A 16,020-nucleotide genomic window follows, 5' to 3' on the forward strand; every position below is an offset into this window, starting at 1 on the left:
GGTTAGACATCCGGAGCACCCGCCCCGGATGGGGTAAAACTTGGTTCCCCGCGTTCGCGAGGACACGCAACGCTTGCGCGTTGCTTACTTTTCGAGACCTGCAGGCGGCCAGTTCTCGAGTTTCATGCCCAAGGTCAAGCCGCGCGAGGCGAGCACTTCCTTGATTTCGTTCAGGGACTTGCGGCCCAGGTTTGGCGTCTTGAGCAATTCGTTTTCCGAACGCTGGATCAGGTCGCCAATGTAGTAAATGTTTTCTGCTTTCAGGCAGTTGGCCGAACGCACGGTCAGTTCCAGATCGTCGACTGGACGCAGCAGGATCGGATCGACCAGCGGCGCGCGCGATGGCGCTTCGGCGGCAGCTTCCGTGCCTTCCAGTGCAGCGAACACATTCAACTGGTCCACCAGAACGCGGGCCGACTGGCGGATCGCTTCTTCCGGCGTGATCACGCCGTTGGTTTCAATGTTGATGACCAGCTTGTCGAGGTCGGTACGCTGTTCGACGCGAGCCGATTCAACGAAATACGAGACCCGGCGCACCGGCGAAAACGACGCGTCCAGAATGATGCGGCCGATCGTCTTGTTGGTGTCTTCCGACAGGCGGCGCACATTGCCTGGAACGTAGCCACGGCCTTTTTCAACCTTGATCTGCATGTCCAGCTTGCCACCGGCGGTCAGGTGAGCGATCACATGGTCCGGGTTGATCAGTTCGACGTCATGCGGCAAGTCGATGTCGGAAGCCAAAATCGCGCCTTCGCCTTCCTTTTTCAGGGTCAGCGTGACCGAATCGCGGTTGTGCACTTTGAACACAACGCCCTTCAGGTTCAACAGCAAGTCAACGACGTCTTCCTGCACGCCGTCGAGCGACGAATATTCATGGACCACGCCGGCGATCGTCACTTCGGTAGGCGCGTAGCCAACCATCGACGACAGCAGAACACGGCGCAACGCATTACCCAATGTGTGGCCATAGCCACGCTCGAATGGCTCCATCACGACTTTTGCGTGACCGGCGCCCAGGGCTTCAACATCGATAATACGTGGCTTCAACAAACTGTTTTGCATGAAATGTCCTTTTCAATACCCTCGGCTCATTACACCGATAAGGCTGATGGCATTAGTGAAAACGCCCGCGTCAAGAAGAAGCGGGCGGGAAACGATATCAACGGCAAAACCGCCCTCCCTGCGTGAACAAGGAAGGCGGTCAGGCGTTCTTAACGCGAGTACAGCTCGACGATCAGCGATTCATTGACATCGTTAGCGATTTCGTTGCGCTCTGGGAAGCTACGGAAGGTGCCTTCCATTTTCTTCGAGTCAACCGACACCCAGCTAGGCATGCCAATCTGTTCCGCCAGCGACAGCGCTTCGGCGATACGTACTTGTTTCTTCGACTTCTCACGAACTGCAATGACGTCACCGGTACGCACTGCGTACGAAGCGATGTTCACAACGTTGCCGTTGACCGTGAATGCCTTGTGGCTGACCAGCTGGCGCGCTTCGGCGCGGGTCGAGCCAAAGCCCATACGGTAGCAAACGTTGTCCAGACGCGCCTCCAGCAAACGCAGCAGCGCTTCGCCGGTGTTGCCCTTGCGACGGTTGGCTTCGGCGAAGTAACGGCGGAACTGACGCTCCAAGATGCCGTACATGCGCTTGACTTTTTGCTTTTCGCGCAGCTGGTTGCCGTAGTCCGAGGTACGCGCACCGGATTTGACACCGTGCTGGCCTGGCTTGACGTCCAGTTTGCATTTCGAATCGAGGGAGCGGCGTGCGCTCTTGAGAAACAGGTCCGTACCTTCACGGCGGGACAGTTTTGCTTTAGGTCCGATATAACGTGCCACAATAATTCCTTTGTATGACGCCCCGGCAACACCGCATGGTGTGGCAGGCGCTAGTCCACTTCGCTTTCAAGCAGACGGTGGCTTACAAGAGTAAAGATAGCGTTCCAGCAGCGCATGTAAAAACATGGCATGCATGAACAGCCGGGCAGTATACCCTTGCGGGGGCTGCTCCGGCAATCTTTATTTCGCTAACGACGGCCAGACGAATCCGGCGTCGGGTAATTCTTATCGTATGTCTTAGATACGACGACGCTTCGGTGGACGGCAGCCGTTGTGCGGCACTGGCGTCACGTCCTGGATTTCAGTGATCTTGATACCCAGGTTGTTCAAAGCGCGAACTGCGGATTCACGACCAGGACCGGGGCCCTTGATACGCACTTCCAAGTTCTTCACGCCGCACTCGACAGCGACCTTGCCTGCTGCTTCAGCCGCAACCTGCGCTGCGAACGGGGTCGATTTACGCGAACCCTTGAAGCCAGCACCGCCAGACGTCGCCCACGACAGAGCATTGCCCTGGCGATCGGTGATCGTGATGATGGTGTTGTTGAAAGAAGCGTGGACATGTGCAATGCCTTCGGCGACGTTCTTTTTAACTTTTTTGCGTACGCGTGCTGCTGCGGCGCTGCTTTGTTGCTTGGCCATAGTCGTTTCCTAGTTATTTCTTAAGCGATTGTGCGGCTTTGCGCGGACCCTTGCGAGTCCGTGCATTGGTGCGGGTCCGCTGACCACGGCAAGGCAGACCCTTGCGATGGCGCATGCCGCGGTAGCAACCCAAGTCCATCAACCGCTTGATGTTCATGGACAGTTCACGGCGCAGATCGCCTTCGACAACGAACGTTCCGACTGCGTCACGCAGCTTTTCCAGTTCGCTATCGTCGAGATCCTTGACCTTTTTATTGGTCGCTACACCCGTCGTTGCGCAAATTTTTTGTGCGCGTGGGCGGCCAACACCGTAGATGGCGGTTAAGCCGATGACGGTGTGCTGATGATTTGGGATATTAACCCCTGCAATACGTGCCATTCGTTATCCTCAATAAATAACGTTAAATTAACCTTGACGCTGCTTATGACGCGGTTCCACGCAGATTACGCGGACAACGCCTTTGCGCTTGATGATCTTGCAGTTGCGGCAGATCCGCTTGACTGATGCGAGAACTTTCATAATTGCCTCTTTACGATTTGGTTCGACTTCTAAATTATTTACTTGGTCCGGAACACAATCCTGGCCCGGCTCAGGTCATAGGGCGTGAGCTCCACCGTGACCTTGTCGCCAGGAAGGATGCGGATATAGTTCATCCGCATCTTTCCCGAAATATGTCCGAGCACCACGTGACCGTTTTCCAGCTTTACCCGAAACGTAGCATTTGGGAGATTCTCGAGAATCTCGCCTTGCATCTGTATGACGTCGTCTTTTGCCATTCGGTTCGACCGCTCCTGGGCGCTTATCGCGTCGGAATACCGCCCTTGAAATTCGCCTTGCGCAGCAGCGATTCATATTGCTGCGACATGACGTAGTTTTGTACTTGAGCCATGAAATCCATGGTAACAACCACAATAATCAACAGGGACGTACCGCCGAAATAGAAAGGAACTTTCCATTTGGCCTGTAAAAATTCCGGCAACAAACACACCAAGGTGATGTACACCGCACCAGCCAGTGTCAAGCGCATCAGGATCTTGTCGATGTAGCGGGCAGTCTGGTCGCCTGGACGAATCCCGGGAACGAATGCACCACTTTTCTTCAAGTTATCCGCTGTTTCTTTGCTGTTGAACACCAGCGCCGTATAGAAGAAACAGAAAAAGATGATTGCCACTGCATACAACAGCGCATGGATGGGCTCACCGGGCCCCATCGATGCTGCCAAGTCTTTCAAGAAACCGATCACCGGGCCGCTGGTGTCCTTGCCCTTGGTGAACCAGTCGACGATCGTCGCGGGAAACATAATGATCGACGAGGCGAAGATCGGCGGAATCACGCCGGCCATGTTCAGCTTCAAAGGCAAGTGGCTGGTTTGACCGCCATATACCTTGTTGCCGACCTGCTTCTTCGCATAGTTGACCAAAATCTTGCGCTGACCGCGTTCCACGAACACCACTGCGAAGGTCACGAAGGCCACCAGCATCAGGATGACGATCAGCGCCACCGGGTGCATCGAACCGTTCGATACTAGCGAGAACATCTGCACCAGTCCGGCCGGCAATCCCGCTGCGATACCAGCGAAAATAATGATCGAAATACCGTTACCGAGGCCGCGCTCCGTGATCTGCTCGCCGAGCCACATCAGGAACATGGTACCAGTCAACAGCGTCACTACCGTAACGAAGCGGAACACCATGCCAGGCTCGATCACTAGATTCGGCTGCGACTCGAGCGCGACCGCAATGGCAAAAGCCTGGAACAACGCCAGCACGACCGTGAAGTACCGGGTGTACTGGGTAATCTTGCGGCGTCCGGATTCGCCTTCTTTCTTTAGCGCTTCCATCTGCGGGGAAACGATCGACACCAGTTGCATGATGATCGAGGCCGAGATGTAAGGCGTGATGCCAAGTGCAAATACCGCGAAACGTTCCAGCGCGCCGCCCGAGAACATGTTGAACATGCCCAGGACACCGCCAGAGTTTTGCTTGAACAGGCTAGCCAGTTGTGCCGGGTCGATTCCTGGGACAGGAACGTGCGCACCGAGACGATAAACGACTAACGCGCCAAGCAAAAACCAGAGACGACCCCAAGGGAAACCGGCAGCTGCACTTTTACCGAGTTGTGAATTAGTCGCCAATTTTTGCTCCGATCAAGCTGTTAGATCTGCAACTTACGCTACCGAGCCGCCAGCTGCTTCGATTGCCGCTTTCGCGCCTGCAGTCACTTTCAAGCCTTTGAGGTTCACCGCTTTGGTGACTTCGCCGGACAGGATCACGCGCACATCGCGCGCCAGGACTTGCAAAATGCCAGCTTGCTTCAACACTAGGATGTCGACATCGCCGACAGGCAGGTTGTTCAGGTCCGACAGGCGTACTTCAGCTTTGAACGTTGCGTTGAGCGATTTGAAACCACGCTTAGGCAGACGGCGCTGCAGAGGCATCTGACCGCCTTCGAAACCGACTTTATGAAAGCCGCCCGAACGCGATTTCTGACCTTTGTGACCACGGCCAGCGGTTTTACCGATGCCCGAGCCAATACCACGACCGACGCGACGCTTGTAGTGCTTGGCGCCTTCGGCTGGTTGGATTGTGTTCAATTCCATAAGTTTCTCCGTTACTTAAGCCCGAAGGCTTAAGCGACTACTTTAACGAGGTACGACACTTTATTGATCATGCCGCGTACGGATGGGGTGTCCTCTAACTCGCACACCGAGTTAACACGACGCAAGCCCAGACCGCGGACGGTGGCACGGTGGTCTTGCCGCGTGCCGATCAGCCCTTTGACCAATTGTACTTTGATGGTGTTTGCCATGATGTTCCTCTTAGCCTAGGATGTCTTCGACCGACTTGCCGCGCTTGGCGGCGATGTCGGAAGCAGTACTCATTTTTGACAGACCGTCGAGCGTGGCGCGCACCAGGTTGTAAGGGTTCGACGAGCCCGTGGATTTCGCCACGATATCGGTCACGCCCATTACTTCGAAGATAGCGCGCATTGCGCCGCCAGCGATCACGCCGGTACCTGGCTTGGCGGGCATCATGATGACTTTCGATGCGCCGTGCTTGCCCGATACGTTGTGGTGGATCGTGCCGTTCTTGAGAGGTACCTTGATCAGGTTGCGACGGGCTTCTTCCATTGCCTTCTGCACACCAACCGGTACTTCCTTCGACTTGCCCTTGCCCATGCCAATGCGGCCATCGCCGTCACCGACGACGGTCAACGCGGCGAAACCCATGATACGACCACCCTTGACCACTTTGGTCACGCGGTTGATCGCGATCATTTTTTCGCGCATGCCATCATCCGGCTTGTCGCTTTGCATTTTAGCTTGCATTTTTGCCATGACGATTCTTCCTTAGAACTTCAGACCGGCTTCACGCGCGGCTTCAGCCAACGCCTTCACACGGCCGTGGTAACGGAAACCGGAGCGGTCAAACGCAACTTCGGTAATCCCTGCTTTGAGTGCTTTCTCCGCTACACGCTTGCCGACCAGGGCAGCAGCGGCGGCATTGCCGCCGGCGCCGCTCTTGCCTGCCAGTTCGGCGCGCACTTCCGCTTCGGCCGTCGAGGCCGAAACGAGAACTTTGGCGTCCGGGCTGATCAGGCTGGCGTAAATGTGCAGGTTGGTACGGTGTACCGACAAGCGATTTACTTTCAGCGAAGCGATCTTGATGCGGGTCTGGCGTCCACGACGCAGACGTGATTCTTTCTTGTCCATGGTCAGCCTTATTTCTTCTTGGTTTCTTTAAGCTTAACCACTTCGTCCACATAGCGGACGCCCTTGCCTTTATAAGGCTCAGGGGAGCGGTAAGCACGCACTTCGGCAGCGACTTGACCAACCTGTTGACGATCGATACCCTTGATGATGATCTCGGTCGGGGTTGGGGTGGTCACGGTCACGCCGGCTGGCATCTGGTGCGCAACAGGGTGCGAGAAACCCAGCGACAGGTTCAGCTTGTCACCGGCGGCCTGGGCTTTGTAGCCCACGCCTACCAGCGACAGCTTCTTCTCGAAGCCTTTGGTCACGCCGGTCACCATATTGTTGACCAAGGCACGCAAGGTGCCGGACATCGCGTTCGACTCACGGCTGTCGTTGACGACGTCAAACGACAGGGTGCCATCTTTGTTTTCTACTTTTACCAGGCCGTTCAGGTTCTGGGTCATGGTGCCCAGCGGGCCCTTGACGGTGATCGCTGCTGCAGTGATCGCCACTTCGGCGCCAGCTGGAACAGTGATCGGCATTTTAGCTACTCGGGACATTGTCGATACTCCTTAAGCCACGTAGCAGATAACTTCGCCGCCGACACCGGTGGCGCGTGCTTTGCGGTCTGTCATGACGCCTTGCGGGGTCGACACAATCGCCACACCCAGGCCGTTCATGACGGTAGGGATATCATCTTTGCCCTTGTAGACGCGCAGGCCCGGACGGGACACGCGCTCTAAGCGCTCGATGACCGGACGGCCAACGTAATACTTCAAACCGATCTTCAGTTCCGCCTTGCCACCAGCTGCGGTGACGGCGAAATCTTCAATGTAACCCTCGTCCTTGAGGACGTTGGCAATCGCCACTTTGACTTTCGACGATGGCATGGCCACGGTCGTTTTTTGAACGCCTTGTGCATTGCGAATGCGGGTCAGCATATCGGCGATAGGATCGCTCATACTCATTGCATATTCTCCTATTACCAGCTTGCTTTAGTCATACCCGGAATTTCACCACGCATGGCGAATTCACGGAGCTTGATGCGACCCAGACCGAATTTACGGAATGTGCCACGCGGACGACCGGTGATTGCGCAGCGGTTACGCTGGCGGGTCGGTGCCGAGTTGCGCGGCAGAGCCTGCAACTTCAGACGGGCTTCATAGCGTTCTTCTTCCGTCTTCGACTGGTCATCGATGATGGCTTTCAGAGCTGCACGCTTAGGGGCAAATTTTGCCACCAGGTCTGCACGCTTCTGTTCGCGGTTGATCAGTGATAGTTTTGCCATGATCTCAGTTTCTGAACGGAAATTTAAAGGCGGCGAGGAGTGCTTTCGCTTCGTCGTCGGTCTTGGCGGTCGTCGTGATGCTGATATTCAAACCACGCAGCACATCGATCTTGTCGTACTCGATTTCAGGGAAAATGATCTGTTCCTTGACACCGATGTTGTAGTTGCCACGACCATCGAACGAACGGCCATTCACACCACGGAAGTCGCGCACGCGCGGCAGGGCCACGGTGATGAAGCGATCCAGGAACTCGTACATGCGGGCGCCGCGCAGGGTGACCATCGCACCGAGTGGGTAGCCTTCACGGATCTTGAAACCTGCAATAGCTTTACGTGCCTTGGTGGTCACTGGCTTTTGGCCGGCGATCTTGGTCATGTCGCCCATTGCGTGTTCGATGATCTTCTTGTCCGCGATTGCCTCGCCCAAGCCCATGTTCAGGGTGATCTTGGTCAGGCGCGGCACTTCCATTGGCGACTTGTAACCAAATTTGGTTACGAGGTCGGCAACGACTTTGTCTTTATAAAACTCTTGGAGACGTGTCATGATTTAAGCTTTCACTACTTCGCCGGAGGACTTGAAAACGCGGACTTTCTTGCCGTCTACGTCTTTGAAGCCCACGCGGTCTGCCTTGCCAGTCGCTGCATTGAACAATGCAACGTTGGACACGTGAATCGGCATTGTCTTATCGACGATACCACCAGTTACGCCGGTCATTGGGTTAGGCTTGGTCGCTTTTTTAGCGATGTTGACGCCTTCAACCACGACATGTTCAGCGTCTACACGCTGTTGAACAACGCCGCGCTTGCCCTTGTCTTTGCCGGTCAGAACGATGACTTCGTCGTTTTTACGAATCTTATCCATTGCGACTCCTTACAGAACTTCAGGTGCCAGGGACACGATTTTCATGAACTTTTCAGTGCGCAGTTCGCGCGTGACTGGTCCAAAAATACGGGTACCGATCGGCTCGAGCTTGGCGTTGAGCAGTACGGCGGCATTGCCGTCGAACTTCACCAGCGAGCCGTCTGGGCGGCGCACACCTTTAGCGGTGCGGACAACCACGGCGTTATAAATTTCACCTTTTTTGACACGGCCGCGTGGCGCAGCAACCTTGACGGTTACCTTGATCACGTCGCCAATGCCAGCGTAACGGCGCTTGGAACCGCCCAATACCTTGATGCACATAACTTCCTTGGCACCGGTATTGTCGGCTACTTCGAGCCGGCTTTCAGTTTGAATCATAGTATTCTCTTTCCCAACTTAAGCCGAAGAATCCCCACGATGTGGGCCTGCGGTCAGTCTTGGTCCCGCCAGTGTCCTCCTTGCTGGAGAACGCTGATTGGGTGATGGACTTTCCAAAAACTTACGTTTTATTAGGCCGCTGCCACCGGGGTGACTGATATGCGGCGTTACATGAACGAAGCCCGCTAGTATCACACAATACTGGCGGGCCCGCAAGAACTATTATCCGGAAGCTGGCTGCCGCGCTCCTCTGCGGCCGCCCCATCCGGCACTACTGGTAAAGCTTAAAGCTCTTAGATAACTGGCGCTGCCTGAACAACGCGCGTTACTGTCCAAGCTTTGGTCTTGGAGATCGGGCGACCTTCCTGGATCTCGACGGTGTCACCCATCTTGACCACATTGCCTTCGTCATGCGCGTGATACTTGTTCGAACGCATGATGATCTTGCCGTACAGCGGGTGCTTGACGTGACGCTCGATCAACACGGTAACCGTCTTGTCCATCTTGTCCGACACCACTTTACCGACCAGCGTGCGCTTCAGCGCTACTTTAGGGGTGTCGCTCATTTGGCTTCCTTCGAGTTCATGACAGTCTTTACACGCGCGATATCGCGGCGTACCTTCTTGAGCTGCGAAGTGTTGCTCAGCTGTTGCGTAGCGATTTGCATACGCATGCCGAACTGGGCCTTCAACAACTCATTCAGCTCTTTTTCAAGCGCTGGCTGGTCTTTGCCGCGGAGTTCTGATGCTTTCATTTACAACTCCTTTTAAGTGCCGACTTGGCGGATGACAAAAGTCGTCGCCAGTGGCAGTTTGGCTGCGGCCAGACGGAACGCTTCACGTGCCAAAGTCTCGTCGACGCCGTCCATCTCGTACAGTACCTTGCCTGGCTGAATTTCAGCGACGTAGTACTCTGGATTGCCTTTACCGTTACCCATACGAACTTCAGCTGGCTTGTTCGAAATTGGCTTGTCCGGGAAAATACGGATCCAAATACGACCACCGCGCTTGATGTGACGGGTCATGGCACGACGTGCAGCTTCGATCTGACGCGCCGTGATACGGCCGCGGGCGACTGCCTTCAGACCGAATTCACCGAACGAGACCGCGGTGCCGCGGGTGTGCGAAATGCCGGTGTTACGACCTTTCTGCTCTTTACGATACTTCCTGCGTGCTGGTTGCAGCATGATTTATTCTCCTGCTTTCTCAGCTGGTGCGGCAGCTGCGGCTTCCGGCTTCTTCACTGCGACTGCAGGACGGGCCTTGACCACTGGTGCGCCAGTTGGGGTTGAACCTGGACGGCCAGGGGCGCCGGCTGGACGCGGACGGCCAGCTGGTTTGCCATCGTCACGGCGCGGGCCGCGGCTCTTCTTTTCGTCAGCCGGGCTATCGATGACTGGTGCGTCGCCGTTTGGCGCGCGGTCACCTTTGTATACCCAGACCTTGACGCCGATGATGCCGTAGGTCGTTGCCGCTTCGCTGGTACCGTAGTCGATATCGGCGCGCAGCGTGTGCAGTGGCACACGGCCTTCGCGGTACCACTCTTTACGAGCGATTTCGATACCGTTCAAACGGCCCGAAGACATGATCTTGATACCGAGTGCACCGAGACGCATGGCATTTTGCATGGCGCGCTTCATCGCACGGCGGAACATGATCCGTTTTTCCAGCTGCTGCGAAATCGAATCGGCGATCAACTGCGAGTCAATTTCCGGCTTGCGGATTTCTTCGATGTTCACGTGAACCGGCACACCCATGATCTTGGTCAGCGCGGTCTTCAGTACTTCGATGTCCTCGCCTTTTTTACCAATGACCACGCCTGGGCGTGAGCTGTAGATCGTGAAACGCGCGTTCTTGGCAGGACGCTCGATGACGATGCGGCCAACCGAAGCGTTCTTCAGTTTCTTTTTCAGATAAGCACGTGCTGCGAGATCTTCGTTGAGCATTTGGGCAAAGTTACCATTGCCCGCGTACCAACGCGATGCCCAGTTACGGGTTACTGACAGGCGAAAGCCTGTTGGATGAATCTTCTGTCCCATCGTGACCCCTTAGTTACCGACAGTCACGTAGATGTGACAGGATTGTTTCGAGATACGATCGCCCCGACCTTTAGCGCGTGCAGTAAAGCGCTTCAGGATCGGACCCTTTTCAACATAGATCTGTACGATTTTCAACTCGTCGATGTCAGCGCCATCATTGTGTTCGGCGTTCGCGATGGCGGACTCCAGAACCTTCTTGATGATCGTTGCACCTTTTTTCGGGCTGAACTGCAAGATGTCGAGTGCTGCGCCGACTTTCTTGCCGCGAATCAGATCGGCAACCAGGCGGCCTTTTTGATCCGACAGGCGCACACCTTTGAGGATAGCTTTGGTTTCCATTATTTCTTCGCCTTCTTGTCAGCGGCATGGCCCTTGAACGTACGGGTCAGTGCGAATTCGCCGAGCTTGTGTCCAACCATGTTCTCGGAGATGTACACCGGCACGTGCAGCTTGCCGTTGTGTACAGCGATCGTCAGACCGATGAAGTCTGGCGAAATCGTCGAACGGCGCGACCAGGTTTTTACTGGCTTTTTGTCTTTGTTCGCTTGCGCGGTTTCGACTTTTTTCACCAGGTGGGCGTCGATAAACGGCCCTTTTTTCAATGAACGTGTCATGTCTTATCCTTATTTCTTGCCGCGGCGCGAGACGATCATCGAAGTCGTACGCTTGTTACGGCGCGTCTTCTTACCCTTCGTCTGTTGGCCCCAAGGCGACACTGGATGACGACCAGCTGCGGTTTTACCTTCACCACCACCGTGCGGGTGATCGACCGGGTTCATGACCACACCGCGAACGGTAGGACGAACACCGCGCCAGCGCATCGCACCAGCTTTACCGATCTTGCGCAGGCTGTGTTCGGCATTGCCGACTTCGCCAACGGTTGCGCGGCACTCGATGTGCACGCGGCGTACTTCACCCGAGCGCAGGCGCACTTGAGCGTAGGTACCTTCGCGTGCCATCAGCACCACGCCGGCGCCGGCGGTACGGGCCATCTGGGCACCCTTACCTGGCAGCATTTCGACGCAATGCATGATCGTACCGACCGGGATGTTGCGGATCGGCAGGCAGTTGCCCGACTTGATCGGCGCTTCCGAACCGTTCATCACGCTGTCACCAACGGCCATGCCCTTGGTAGCGATGATGTACTGGCGCTCACCGTCTGCATAGCACAGCAGGGCGATGTTCGCGGTACGGTTTGGATCGTATTCGATACGCTCGACCTTTGCCGGAATACCATCCTTCTGACGCTTGAAGTCGATCAGGCGATAGTGCTGCTTGTGACCGCCGCCGATGTGGCGGGTGGTGATGTGACCGTTGTTGTTACGGCCGGCAGTTTTCGATTTCTTTTCAACCAGGGCTGCGAACGGACGACCTTTGTACAGGTCCGGGTTCACAACCTTCACCATGCCGCGACGGCCTGGTGAGGTTGGTTTCATCTTTACGAGTGCCATTATTTAGCCTCCTCGACAAAATTGATTTCCTGGCCAGGCTTCAGGCACACGAAAGCACGCTTGGTATGATTGCGACGGCCATTGAAACGGCCCGAACGCTTTTGCTTACCTTGGCGATTGGCTGTCTGGACGGACAGGACTTCAACCTTGAACAACAGTTCAACGGCTGCCTTGATTTCAGGCTTGGTCGCATCCGGCAATACGCGGAACACGATCTGCTCGTTCTTTTCCGCGACCATGGTGGCCTTCTCGGAAATGACCGGCGCCTGGAGAACCTTCATCAGGCGCTCTTCGGAAAATTTCAGTATGCCGCTCATGCGAACATCTCCTCGATCATGGCCAGTGCTGCTTTGGTGACCACGATTTTTTTGTAGAACACCAGCGACATCGGATCTGCATGCTTCGGCTCAACGACGAGCACGTGCGGCAGGTTGCGCGACGCCAGTTCCAGGTTCTCTTCCAGATTGTCGGTGATGATCATGACCGATTCCAGACCCATGCTGGCAAGCTTCTGCGACAGCATTTTGGTCTTGGGAGCATCGATGCTCATCGACTCAACGACGACCAGACGCTCTTCACGGGCCAACTGCGACAGGATCGAGCAGATACCTGCGCGATACATCTTCTTGTTGACTTTGTGGGTGAAGTTCTCGTCAGGCGAGTTCGGGAAAATACGACCGCCGCCGCGCCACAGAGGCGAGGACGACATACCGGCACGAGCGCGGCCGGTGCCTTTTTGGCGCCAAGGCTTCTTGGTCGTGTGGTGGACTTCTTCACGGTCTTTCTGCTTGCGGTTACCCGAACGCGCGTTAGCGGCGTAGGCGACCACGATCTGGTGAATCAGTGCTTCGTTGTAGTCACGGCCGAAAACGGTATCGGCTGCAGCAACGTTCGAACCTGCTTGTCCTTGCTCATTCAGAAGCTTGAGTTCCATAATTAAGCTCCCTTCTGAACTTTGGATTTAATGGCAGGCGAGACGATCACTTGGCCATTTTTCGCACCTGGTACGGCGCCTTTGACCAGCAACAGCTGACGGTCGGCATCGATACGGGCGATGACGAGATTCTGTACGGTACGGTTAACGTCACCAAGGTGACCGGTCATGCGCTTACCAGGGAAAACGCGACCTGGATCCTGCGCCATACCGATCGAGCCCGGCACATTGTGCGAACGCGAGTTACCGTGGGTAGCGCGACCGGAAGAGAAGTGGTAACGCTTGATGACGCCAGCGTAACCCTTACCGATCGTAACGCCCTGAACGTCGATCTTTTGACCGACTTCGAACAGCGAAGCGGCGACGATGTCGCCAGTTTTCAGTTCGGCAGCTTTGCCTGCATCTACGCGGAATTCGCGCAGCATGGTGCCGGCTTCGACGCCAGCTTTGGCGTGGTGACCCGCTACCGATTTGGTCACACGGGAAGCGCGACGTTGACCGAAAGCGACCTGAACAGCGGAGTAACCGTCTGTTTCAGGAGTTTTGACTTGCGCAACACGGTTGTTCGACACGTCCAGCACGGTGACAGGGATCGAGTCCCCTTCATCCGTAAAGATGCGCATCATTCCAACCTTGCGACCGAGAAGGCCTAGGCTCATTTTTTCTCCATTCCCACCTGCGATTGGGCGGGGCTTTGTTTAACTACCAAGTAAAGGACAGATTCAAAACGGACGAATCCATACCGAAGCCGGCTAGTATAACGTGCAAAAGGGCTTGACGCAACAACTTAGTTGGGGGTATGGCGATGTGTTGTGTCAGCGTTTGGGGCAGTACGGCGGCGCTCACAGGTCGGAAGCGCCCAAGCCCGTTCGCTTGGCAATGCGCGCCAGCATGACGGGGCCAATTTCTGCGCTGTCGTGGAACGCGAACACGACATCTGGCCAGCCGTCACGGCTGAGCGTGCGATGCGAACCGCTTTGTCGCTTTATTGTCCAGCCTGCTTTTAGAAGGGCAGCCAAAACCCGCTTGGCCTTCGATGAAGGCCACTGCGTCATACGTTAACGGGAAGAGAAATACTAAAACTGATAGGCAACGACTCGCCATGTTCAATGCGCTCGGCAATGACCCTCAGTGCGAGCACCTGTGCTTTCGCCATCGCATCATTGGGCGACATGCCGTAGGCCATCACACCCGGCAATTCAGGAACCTCCGCAATCCAGCGACCGTCAGCTTCCTGCTCGCATTCCAAGGTCAAGTTCATCGCGCCCCCCGTTTCAGCGAGTTTATCACGCCCTCCCCCGCCAAAGCGCAATAGTAAGCAGCCGATTGGGTGAGACTCCGGTAGCGGTTGTTGCCCGGCCAGCCTTTGCGATTGTGGAAATCTCTAGAAATCTCTAGGGGGTCAGTTCCCCCATTGCAATCTCTAGGGGGTCAGTTCCCCCATTGCGACACGAGCTCATCAAGCAGCAGATGTGCTCGTGTCGCAATGGGGGAACTGACCCCGGGGGAGGTTGCAAAACGAATGCCTGCTGTGTAGGCCGCAAAGCAAGTACTACGGCACTAGGACGCTCTTGCCTACCGCCGCCCGCCGCAGCCGCGTCCACAGCCGCGTGACCCGCGACAGCAAGCTCTCGCGCAACATGCCCGACGGCAGCACCGTTCCACCCGCGAACGGCACGGCCAGCGTCCAGCGCAGCGGGCGGCAACCCGCGCGCTTGGTGTAGTGACTGAGCACGGTTTTTGTCTCTGAGCCACCAAAGTCGAGATGGCGCTCCTGCAGGAAGATAAACATCGGCTCAACGTGGCGCCGGTTGCCGCGCACGCTGACTTCGACGCAGGCCGGCAGCACGCTGCCCTCGCTCAGCGTGGCCGTCGCACTCACTACATAATGCCGCCCCGCATCGAGGCCCAGGCTGTCGAGCGAGGTCGGGCGCAGGAAGGAATCGCCGTCGCCCAGCGGAGCGCCCTCGTTGATCGCCCATTCCCAGACCGGATAGGCAGCAAAATCCGCACAGGCAATCTTGCGGATGGAGCGGCGGCTGTCAAGGTCGATGGTCATGGCAAGCTGCGTGGCAAAGGAGGATTCCAGTCTACCTTGGCGCTGCAATTTCTGTCCAGCAACTACGTGTGCGGCGTTGTATTCGAGCTAAAATAGATTGCTTGATTGATTACAAAACGTGCCCATCTAGGGTTGTTGTAGCAAGACCCGGCCAATCGGGTCTTTTTCGGAATTTCAACCAAGGAGAGATTTATATGGCAATCAGTTTGCAAAAAGGCGGCAACGTCAACCTGAGCAAGGAAGAACCCGGCTTGACGCGCGTGATGATCGGCCTGGGCTGGGATCCGCGCGCCACCGACGGCGCCGCGTTCGACCTCGACGGCAGCGCATTCCTGCAGAAAAACGACGGCAAGGTTCGCGGCGACAGCGATTTCATCTTCTACAACAACCTCAAGTCGACCGACGGCTCGGTCACCCATCAGGGCGACAATACGTCCGGCGTGGGCGAAGGCGACGACGAGAAGATCCTGGTCGACCTGTCGAAGGTGCCGGCCGACATCGACAAGGTGTCCCTGTGCGTCACGATCCATGAAGCGGACGCGCGCAAGCAAAACTTCGGCATGGTTGGCAAGGCTTACATCCGCTGCCTGAACGCCGACGGCGACAAGGAACTGGCGCGCTATGACCTGTCCGAAGACGGCTCGGTCGAAACGGCGATGATTTTCGGTGAACTGTATCGCGCCGGCGCCGAATGGAAATTCAAGGCCATCGGCCAGGGTTTCAAGGGCGGCCTGGGCCCCCTGGCCCGCTCGTTCGGCGTCAACGCCTAAGTACCTGACTGGTCCGCAGCGCAAACGCGCCATCCGGACCAGTCAGCACCCAATTCTTTTACAGCGGA

Annotated in this window: 31 protein-coding genes; 1 reads left to right on the top strand and 30 read right to left on the bottom strand. The window is 56.2% G+C overall.

Features of this window, described 5'->3' with window-relative positions:
* Positions 1 to 84: 84 nt before the first annotated feature.
* The 30 genes from ACP7BV_RS03385 to ACP7BV_RS03530 form a co-directional block, all read right to left on the bottom strand.
* Complete coding sequence (locus tag ACP7BV_RS03385; RefSeq protein WP_054265842.1) at positions 85 to 1,062, bottom strand: DNA-directed RNA polymerase subunit alpha; 978 nt, start codon at positions 1,060 to 1,062, stop codon at positions 85 to 87.
* A gap of 149 nt (positions 1,063 to 1,211) precedes the next feature.
* A complete protein-coding gene (gene rpsD, locus ACP7BV_RS03390) occupies positions 1,212 to 1,835 on the bottom strand; it encodes a 30S ribosomal protein S4 (protein ID WP_426101521.1) in 624 nt (207 codons plus the stop codon).
* A gap of 237 nt (positions 1,836 to 2,072) precedes the next feature.
* Positions 2,073 to 2,477: a 30S ribosomal protein S11 gene (gene rpsK / locus ACP7BV_RS03395; RefSeq protein ID WP_008444339.1), complete on the bottom strand. Its 405-nt coding sequence runs from the start codon at positions 2,475 to 2,477 to the stop codon at positions 2,073 to 2,075.
* Positions 2,478 to 2,490: 13 nt separating this feature from the next.
* On the bottom strand, positions 2,491 to 2,856 hold the full coding sequence (gene rpsM, locus ACP7BV_RS03400; protein ID WP_426101524.1) for a 30S ribosomal protein S13: 366 nt from the start codon (positions 2,854 to 2,856) through the stop codon (positions 2,491 to 2,493).
* Positions 2,857 to 2,883: 27 nt separating this feature from the next.
* Positions 2,884 to 2,997 carry a 50S ribosomal protein L36 gene (rpmJ, locus tag ACP7BV_RS03405; protein WP_010394471.1) on the bottom strand — a complete coding sequence of 38 codons (114 nt, stop codon included), beginning with the start codon at positions 2,995 to 2,997 and terminating at the stop codon, positions 2,884 to 2,886.
* A gap of 38 nt (positions 2,998 to 3,035) precedes the next feature.
* Entirely contained in the window at positions 3,036 to 3,254 is a 219-nt protein-coding gene (gene infA, locus ACP7BV_RS03410) for a translation initiation factor IF-1 (protein ID WP_005663428.1), read from the bottom strand.
* Positions 3,255 to 3,277: 23 nt separating this feature from the next.
* A complete protein-coding gene (gene secY / locus ACP7BV_RS03415) occupies positions 3,278 to 4,612 on the bottom strand; it encodes a preprotein translocase subunit SecY (RefSeq protein WP_426101526.1) in 1,335 nt (444 codons plus the stop codon).
* 33 nt (positions 4,613 to 4,645) lie between these two features.
* A complete protein-coding gene (rplO, locus tag ACP7BV_RS03420; protein ID WP_099789584.1) occupies positions 4,646 to 5,077 on the bottom strand; it encodes a 50S ribosomal protein L15 in 432 nt (143 codons plus the stop codon).
* A gap of 29 nt (positions 5,078 to 5,106) precedes the next feature.
* Positions 5,107 to 5,286, bottom strand: a complete 180-nt coding sequence (gene rpmD / locus ACP7BV_RS03425; RefSeq protein ID WP_426101529.1) for a 50S ribosomal protein L30 — start codon at positions 5,284 to 5,286, stop codon at positions 5,107 to 5,109.
* Positions 5,287 to 5,296: 10 nt separating this feature from the next.
* On the bottom strand, positions 5,297 to 5,815 hold the full coding sequence (rpsE, locus tag ACP7BV_RS03430) for a 30S ribosomal protein S5 (protein WP_426101531.1): 519 nt from the start codon (positions 5,813 to 5,815) through the stop codon (positions 5,297 to 5,299).
* A gap of 12 nt (positions 5,816 to 5,827) precedes the next feature.
* The gene (gene rplR, locus ACP7BV_RS03435) at positions 5,828 to 6,190 is read right to left on the bottom strand and encodes a 50S ribosomal protein L18 (RefSeq protein WP_426101533.1); all 363 of its coding nucleotides are present in this window, start codon (positions 6,188 to 6,190) and stop codon (positions 5,828 to 5,830) included.
* A gap of 8 nt (positions 6,191 to 6,198) precedes the next feature.
* The gene (gene rplF / locus ACP7BV_RS03440; protein ID WP_426101535.1) at positions 6,199 to 6,732 is read right to left on the bottom strand and encodes a 50S ribosomal protein L6; all 534 of its coding nucleotides are present in this window, start codon (positions 6,730 to 6,732) and stop codon (positions 6,199 to 6,201) included.
* Positions 6,733 to 6,744: 12 nt separating this feature from the next.
* Complete coding sequence (rpsH, locus tag ACP7BV_RS03445; RefSeq protein ID WP_426101537.1) at positions 6,745 to 7,140, bottom strand: 30S ribosomal protein S8; 396 nt, start codon at positions 7,138 to 7,140, stop codon at positions 6,745 to 6,747.
* A gap of 14 nt (positions 7,141 to 7,154) precedes the next feature.
* The gene (rpsN, locus tag ACP7BV_RS03450; protein WP_426101539.1) at positions 7,155 to 7,460 is read right to left on the bottom strand and encodes a 30S ribosomal protein S14; all 306 of its coding nucleotides are present in this window, start codon (positions 7,458 to 7,460) and stop codon (positions 7,155 to 7,157) included.
* A 4-nt stretch (positions 7,461 to 7,464) separates the two neighbouring features.
* Positions 7,465 to 8,004, bottom strand: coding sequence for a 50S ribosomal protein L5 (gene rplE, locus ACP7BV_RS03455; RefSeq protein ID WP_426101541.1), 540 nt, complete (start codon positions 8,002 to 8,004; stop codon positions 7,465 to 7,467).
* 3 nt (positions 8,005 to 8,007) lie between these two features.
* Positions 8,008 to 8,322 (bottom strand): 50S ribosomal protein L24, encoded by a 315-nt coding sequence (gene rplX / locus ACP7BV_RS03460; RefSeq protein WP_426101543.1) that lies wholly within the window; start codon positions 8,320 to 8,322, stop codon positions 8,008 to 8,010.
* 9 nt (positions 8,323 to 8,331) lie between these two features.
* Entirely contained in the window at positions 8,332 to 8,700 is a 369-nt protein-coding gene (gene rplN, locus ACP7BV_RS03465) for a 50S ribosomal protein L14 (protein ID WP_426101545.1), read from the bottom strand.
* A gap of 293 nt (positions 8,701 to 8,993) precedes the next feature.
* Entirely contained in the window at positions 8,994 to 9,266 is a 273-nt protein-coding gene (gene rpsQ / locus ACP7BV_RS03470) for a 30S ribosomal protein S17 (protein WP_426101547.1), read from the bottom strand.
* Positions 9,263 to 9,454 (bottom strand): 50S ribosomal protein L29, encoded by a 192-nt coding sequence (gene rpmC, locus ACP7BV_RS03475; RefSeq protein WP_426101549.1) that lies wholly within the window; start codon positions 9,452 to 9,454, stop codon positions 9,263 to 9,265. The genes rpsQ and rpmC overlap by 4 nt, the downstream gene beginning before the upstream one ends.
* A gap of 12 nt (positions 9,455 to 9,466) precedes the next feature.
* Positions 9,467 to 9,886: a 50S ribosomal protein L16 gene (gene rplP / locus ACP7BV_RS03480; protein WP_426101551.1), complete on the bottom strand. Its 420-nt coding sequence runs from the start codon at positions 9,884 to 9,886 to the stop codon at positions 9,467 to 9,469.
* A 3-nt stretch (positions 9,887 to 9,889) separates the two neighbouring features.
* The gene (gene rpsC, locus ACP7BV_RS03485) at positions 9,890 to 10,738 is read right to left on the bottom strand and encodes a 30S ribosomal protein S3 (protein WP_426101553.1); all 849 of its coding nucleotides are present in this window, start codon (positions 10,736 to 10,738) and stop codon (positions 9,890 to 9,892) included.
* 9 nt (positions 10,739 to 10,747) lie between these two features.
* The gene (rplV, locus tag ACP7BV_RS03490) at positions 10,748 to 11,080 is read right to left on the bottom strand and encodes a 50S ribosomal protein L22 (protein WP_180279404.1); all 333 of its coding nucleotides are present in this window, start codon (positions 11,078 to 11,080) and stop codon (positions 10,748 to 10,750) included.
* A complete protein-coding gene (rpsS, locus tag ACP7BV_RS03495) occupies positions 11,077 to 11,352 on the bottom strand; it encodes a 30S ribosomal protein S19 (protein WP_054265824.1) in 276 nt (91 codons plus the stop codon). The genes rplV and rpsS overlap by 4 nt, the downstream gene beginning before the upstream one ends.
* 9 nt (positions 11,353 to 11,361) lie before the next feature.
* Positions 11,362 to 12,189 (bottom strand): 50S ribosomal protein L2, encoded by an 828-nt coding sequence (gene rplB, locus ACP7BV_RS03500; protein ID WP_093390447.1) that lies wholly within the window; start codon positions 12,187 to 12,189, stop codon positions 11,362 to 11,364.
* Positions 12,189 to 12,506, bottom strand: coding sequence for a 50S ribosomal protein L23 (gene rplW / locus ACP7BV_RS03505; protein WP_426101556.1), 318 nt, complete (start codon positions 12,504 to 12,506; stop codon positions 12,189 to 12,191). Before rplW ends, rplB begins: the two co-directional genes overlap by 1 nt.
* Entirely contained in the window at positions 12,503 to 13,123 is a 621-nt protein-coding gene (gene rplD / locus ACP7BV_RS03510) for a 50S ribosomal protein L4 (protein WP_426101558.1), read from the bottom strand. The genes rplW and rplD overlap by 4 nt, the downstream gene beginning before the upstream one ends.
* 2 nt (positions 13,124 to 13,125) lie before the next feature.
* Positions 13,126 to 13,782 carry a 50S ribosomal protein L3 gene (gene rplC / locus ACP7BV_RS03515; RefSeq protein WP_426101560.1) on the bottom strand — a complete coding sequence of 219 codons (657 nt, stop codon included), beginning with the start codon at positions 13,780 to 13,782 and terminating at the stop codon, positions 13,126 to 13,128.
* A 183-nt stretch (positions 13,783 to 13,965) separates the two neighbouring features.
* Positions 13,966 to 14,178 carry a type II toxin-antitoxin system HicA family toxin gene (locus tag ACP7BV_RS03520; RefSeq protein WP_426101562.1) on the bottom strand — a complete coding sequence of 71 codons (213 nt, stop codon included), beginning with the start codon at positions 14,176 to 14,178 and terminating at the stop codon, positions 13,966 to 13,968.
* The gene (locus ACP7BV_RS03525; protein WP_426101564.1) at positions 14,175 to 14,384 is read right to left on the bottom strand and encodes a type II toxin-antitoxin system HicB family antitoxin; all 210 of its coding nucleotides are present in this window, start codon (positions 14,382 to 14,384) and stop codon (positions 14,175 to 14,177) included. The genes ACP7BV_RS03520 and ACP7BV_RS03525 overlap by 4 nt, the downstream gene beginning before the upstream one ends.
* Before the next feature lie 291 nt (positions 14,385 to 14,675).
* Positions 14,676 to 15,182: a hypothetical protein gene (locus ACP7BV_RS03530; protein WP_426101565.1), complete on the bottom strand. Its 507-nt coding sequence runs from the start codon at positions 15,180 to 15,182 to the stop codon at positions 14,676 to 14,678.
* Between the two features lie 194 nt (positions 15,183 to 15,376).
* Between ACP7BV_RS03530 and ACP7BV_RS03535 the strand changes: the two genes are divergently transcribed.
* Complete coding sequence (locus ACP7BV_RS03535) at positions 15,377 to 15,952, top strand: TerD family protein (protein ID WP_426101567.1); 576 nt, start codon at positions 15,377 to 15,379, stop codon at positions 15,950 to 15,952.
* Positions 15,953 to 16,020: the final 68 nt, after the last annotated feature.

The organism is Massilia sp. TSP1-1-2 (assembly GCF_049896185.1).
In the GTDB taxonomy this organism is placed as follows: domain Bacteria; phylum Pseudomonadota; class Gammaproteobacteria; order Burkholderiales; family Burkholderiaceae_D; genus Telluria_A.

Coding starts and splice junctions, on each gene's coding strand:
- ACP7BV_RS03385 (WP_054265842.1), bottom strand. CDS start 1,062: ATGCAAAACAGTTTGTTGAAGCCACGTATTATCGATGTTGAAGCCCTG.
- rpsK (WP_008444339.1), bottom strand. CDS start 2,477: ATGGCCAAGCAACAAAGCAGCGCCGCAGCAGCACGCGTACGCAAAAAA.
- rpsM (WP_426101524.1), bottom strand. CDS start 2,856: ATGGCACGTATTGCAGGGGTTAATATCCCAAATCATCAGCACACCGTC.
- rpmJ (WP_010394471.1), bottom strand. CDS start 2,997: ATGAAAGTTCTCGCATCAGTCAAGCGGATCTGCCGCAACTGCAAGATC.
- infA (WP_005663428.1), bottom strand. CDS start 3,254: ATGGCAAAAGACGACGTCATACAGATGCAAGGCGAGATTCTCGAGAAT.
- rplO (WP_099789584.1), bottom strand. CDS start 5,077: ATGGAATTGAACACAATCCAACCAGCCGAAGGCGCCAAGCACTACAAG.
- rpmD (WP_426101529.1), bottom strand. CDS start 5,286: ATGGCAAACACCATCAAAGTACAATTGGTCAAAGGGCTGATCGGCACG.
- rpsE (WP_426101531.1), bottom strand. CDS start 5,815: ATGGCAAAAATGCAAGCTAAAATGCAAAGCGACAAGCCGGATGATGGC.
- rplR (WP_426101533.1), bottom strand. CDS start 6,190: ATGGACAAGAAAGAATCACGTCTGCGTCGTGGACGCCAGACCCGCATC.
- rplF (WP_426101535.1), bottom strand. CDS start 6,732: ATGTCCCGAGTAGCTAAAATGCCGATCACTGTTCCAGCTGGCGCCGAA.
- rpsH (WP_426101537.1), bottom strand. CDS start 7,140: ATGAGTATGAGCGATCCTATCGCCGATATGCTGACCCGCATTCGCAAT.
- rpsN (WP_426101539.1), bottom strand. CDS start 7,460: ATGGCAAAACTATCACTGATCAACCGCGAACAGAAGCGTGCAGACCTG.
- rplE (WP_426101541.1), bottom strand. CDS start 8,004: ATGACACGTCTCCAAGAGTTTTATAAAGACAAAGTCGTTGCCGACCTC.
- rplX (WP_426101543.1), bottom strand. CDS start 8,322: ATGGATAAGATTCGTAAAAACGACGAAGTCATCGTTCTGACCGGCAAA.
- rplN (WP_426101545.1), bottom strand. CDS start 8,700: ATGATTCAAACTGAAAGCCGGCTCGAAGTAGCCGACAATACCGGTGCC.
- rpsQ (WP_426101547.1), bottom strand. CDS start 9,266: ATGAGCGACACCCCTAAAGTAGCGCTGAAGCGCACGCTGGTCGGTAAA.
- rpmC (WP_426101549.1), bottom strand. CDS start 9,454: ATGAAAGCATCAGAACTCCGCGGCAAAGACCAGCCAGCGCTTGAAAAA.
- rplP (WP_426101551.1), bottom strand. CDS start 9,886: ATGCTGCAACCAGCACGCAGGAAGTATCGTAAAGAGCAGAAAGGTCGT.
- rpsC (WP_426101553.1), bottom strand. CDS start 10,738: ATGGGACAGAAGATTCATCCAACAGGCTTTCGCCTGTCAGTAACCCGT.
- rpsS (WP_054265824.1), bottom strand. CDS start 11,352: ATGACACGTTCATTGAAAAAAGGGCCGTTTATCGACGCCCACCTGGTG.
- rplB (WP_093390447.1), bottom strand. CDS start 12,189: ATGGCACTCGTAAAGATGAAACCAACCTCACCAGGCCGTCGCGGCATG.
- rplW (WP_426101556.1), bottom strand. CDS start 12,506: ATGAGCGGCATACTGAAATTTTCCGAAGAGCGCCTGATGAAGGTTCTC.
- rplD (WP_426101558.1), bottom strand. CDS start 13,123: ATGGAACTCAAGCTTCTGAATGAGCAAGGACAAGCAGGTTCGAACGTT.
- rplC (WP_426101560.1), bottom strand. CDS start 13,782: ATGAGCCTAGGCCTTCTCGGTCGCAAGGTTGGAATGATGCGCATCTTT.
- ACP7BV_RS03520 (WP_426101562.1), bottom strand. CDS start 14,178: ATGACGCAGTGGCCTTCATCGAAGGCCAAGCGGGTTTTGGCTGCCCTT.
- ACP7BV_RS03525 (WP_426101564.1), bottom strand. CDS start 14,384: ATGAACTTGACCTTGGAATGCGAGCAGGAAGCTGACGGTCGCTGGATT.
- ACP7BV_RS03530 (WP_426101565.1), bottom strand. CDS start 15,182: ATGACCATCGACCTTGACAGCCGCCGCTCCATCCGCAAGATTGCCTGT.
- ACP7BV_RS03535 (WP_426101567.1), top strand. CDS start 15,377: ATGGCAATCAGTTTGCAAAAAGGCGGCAACGTCAACCTGAGCAAGGAA.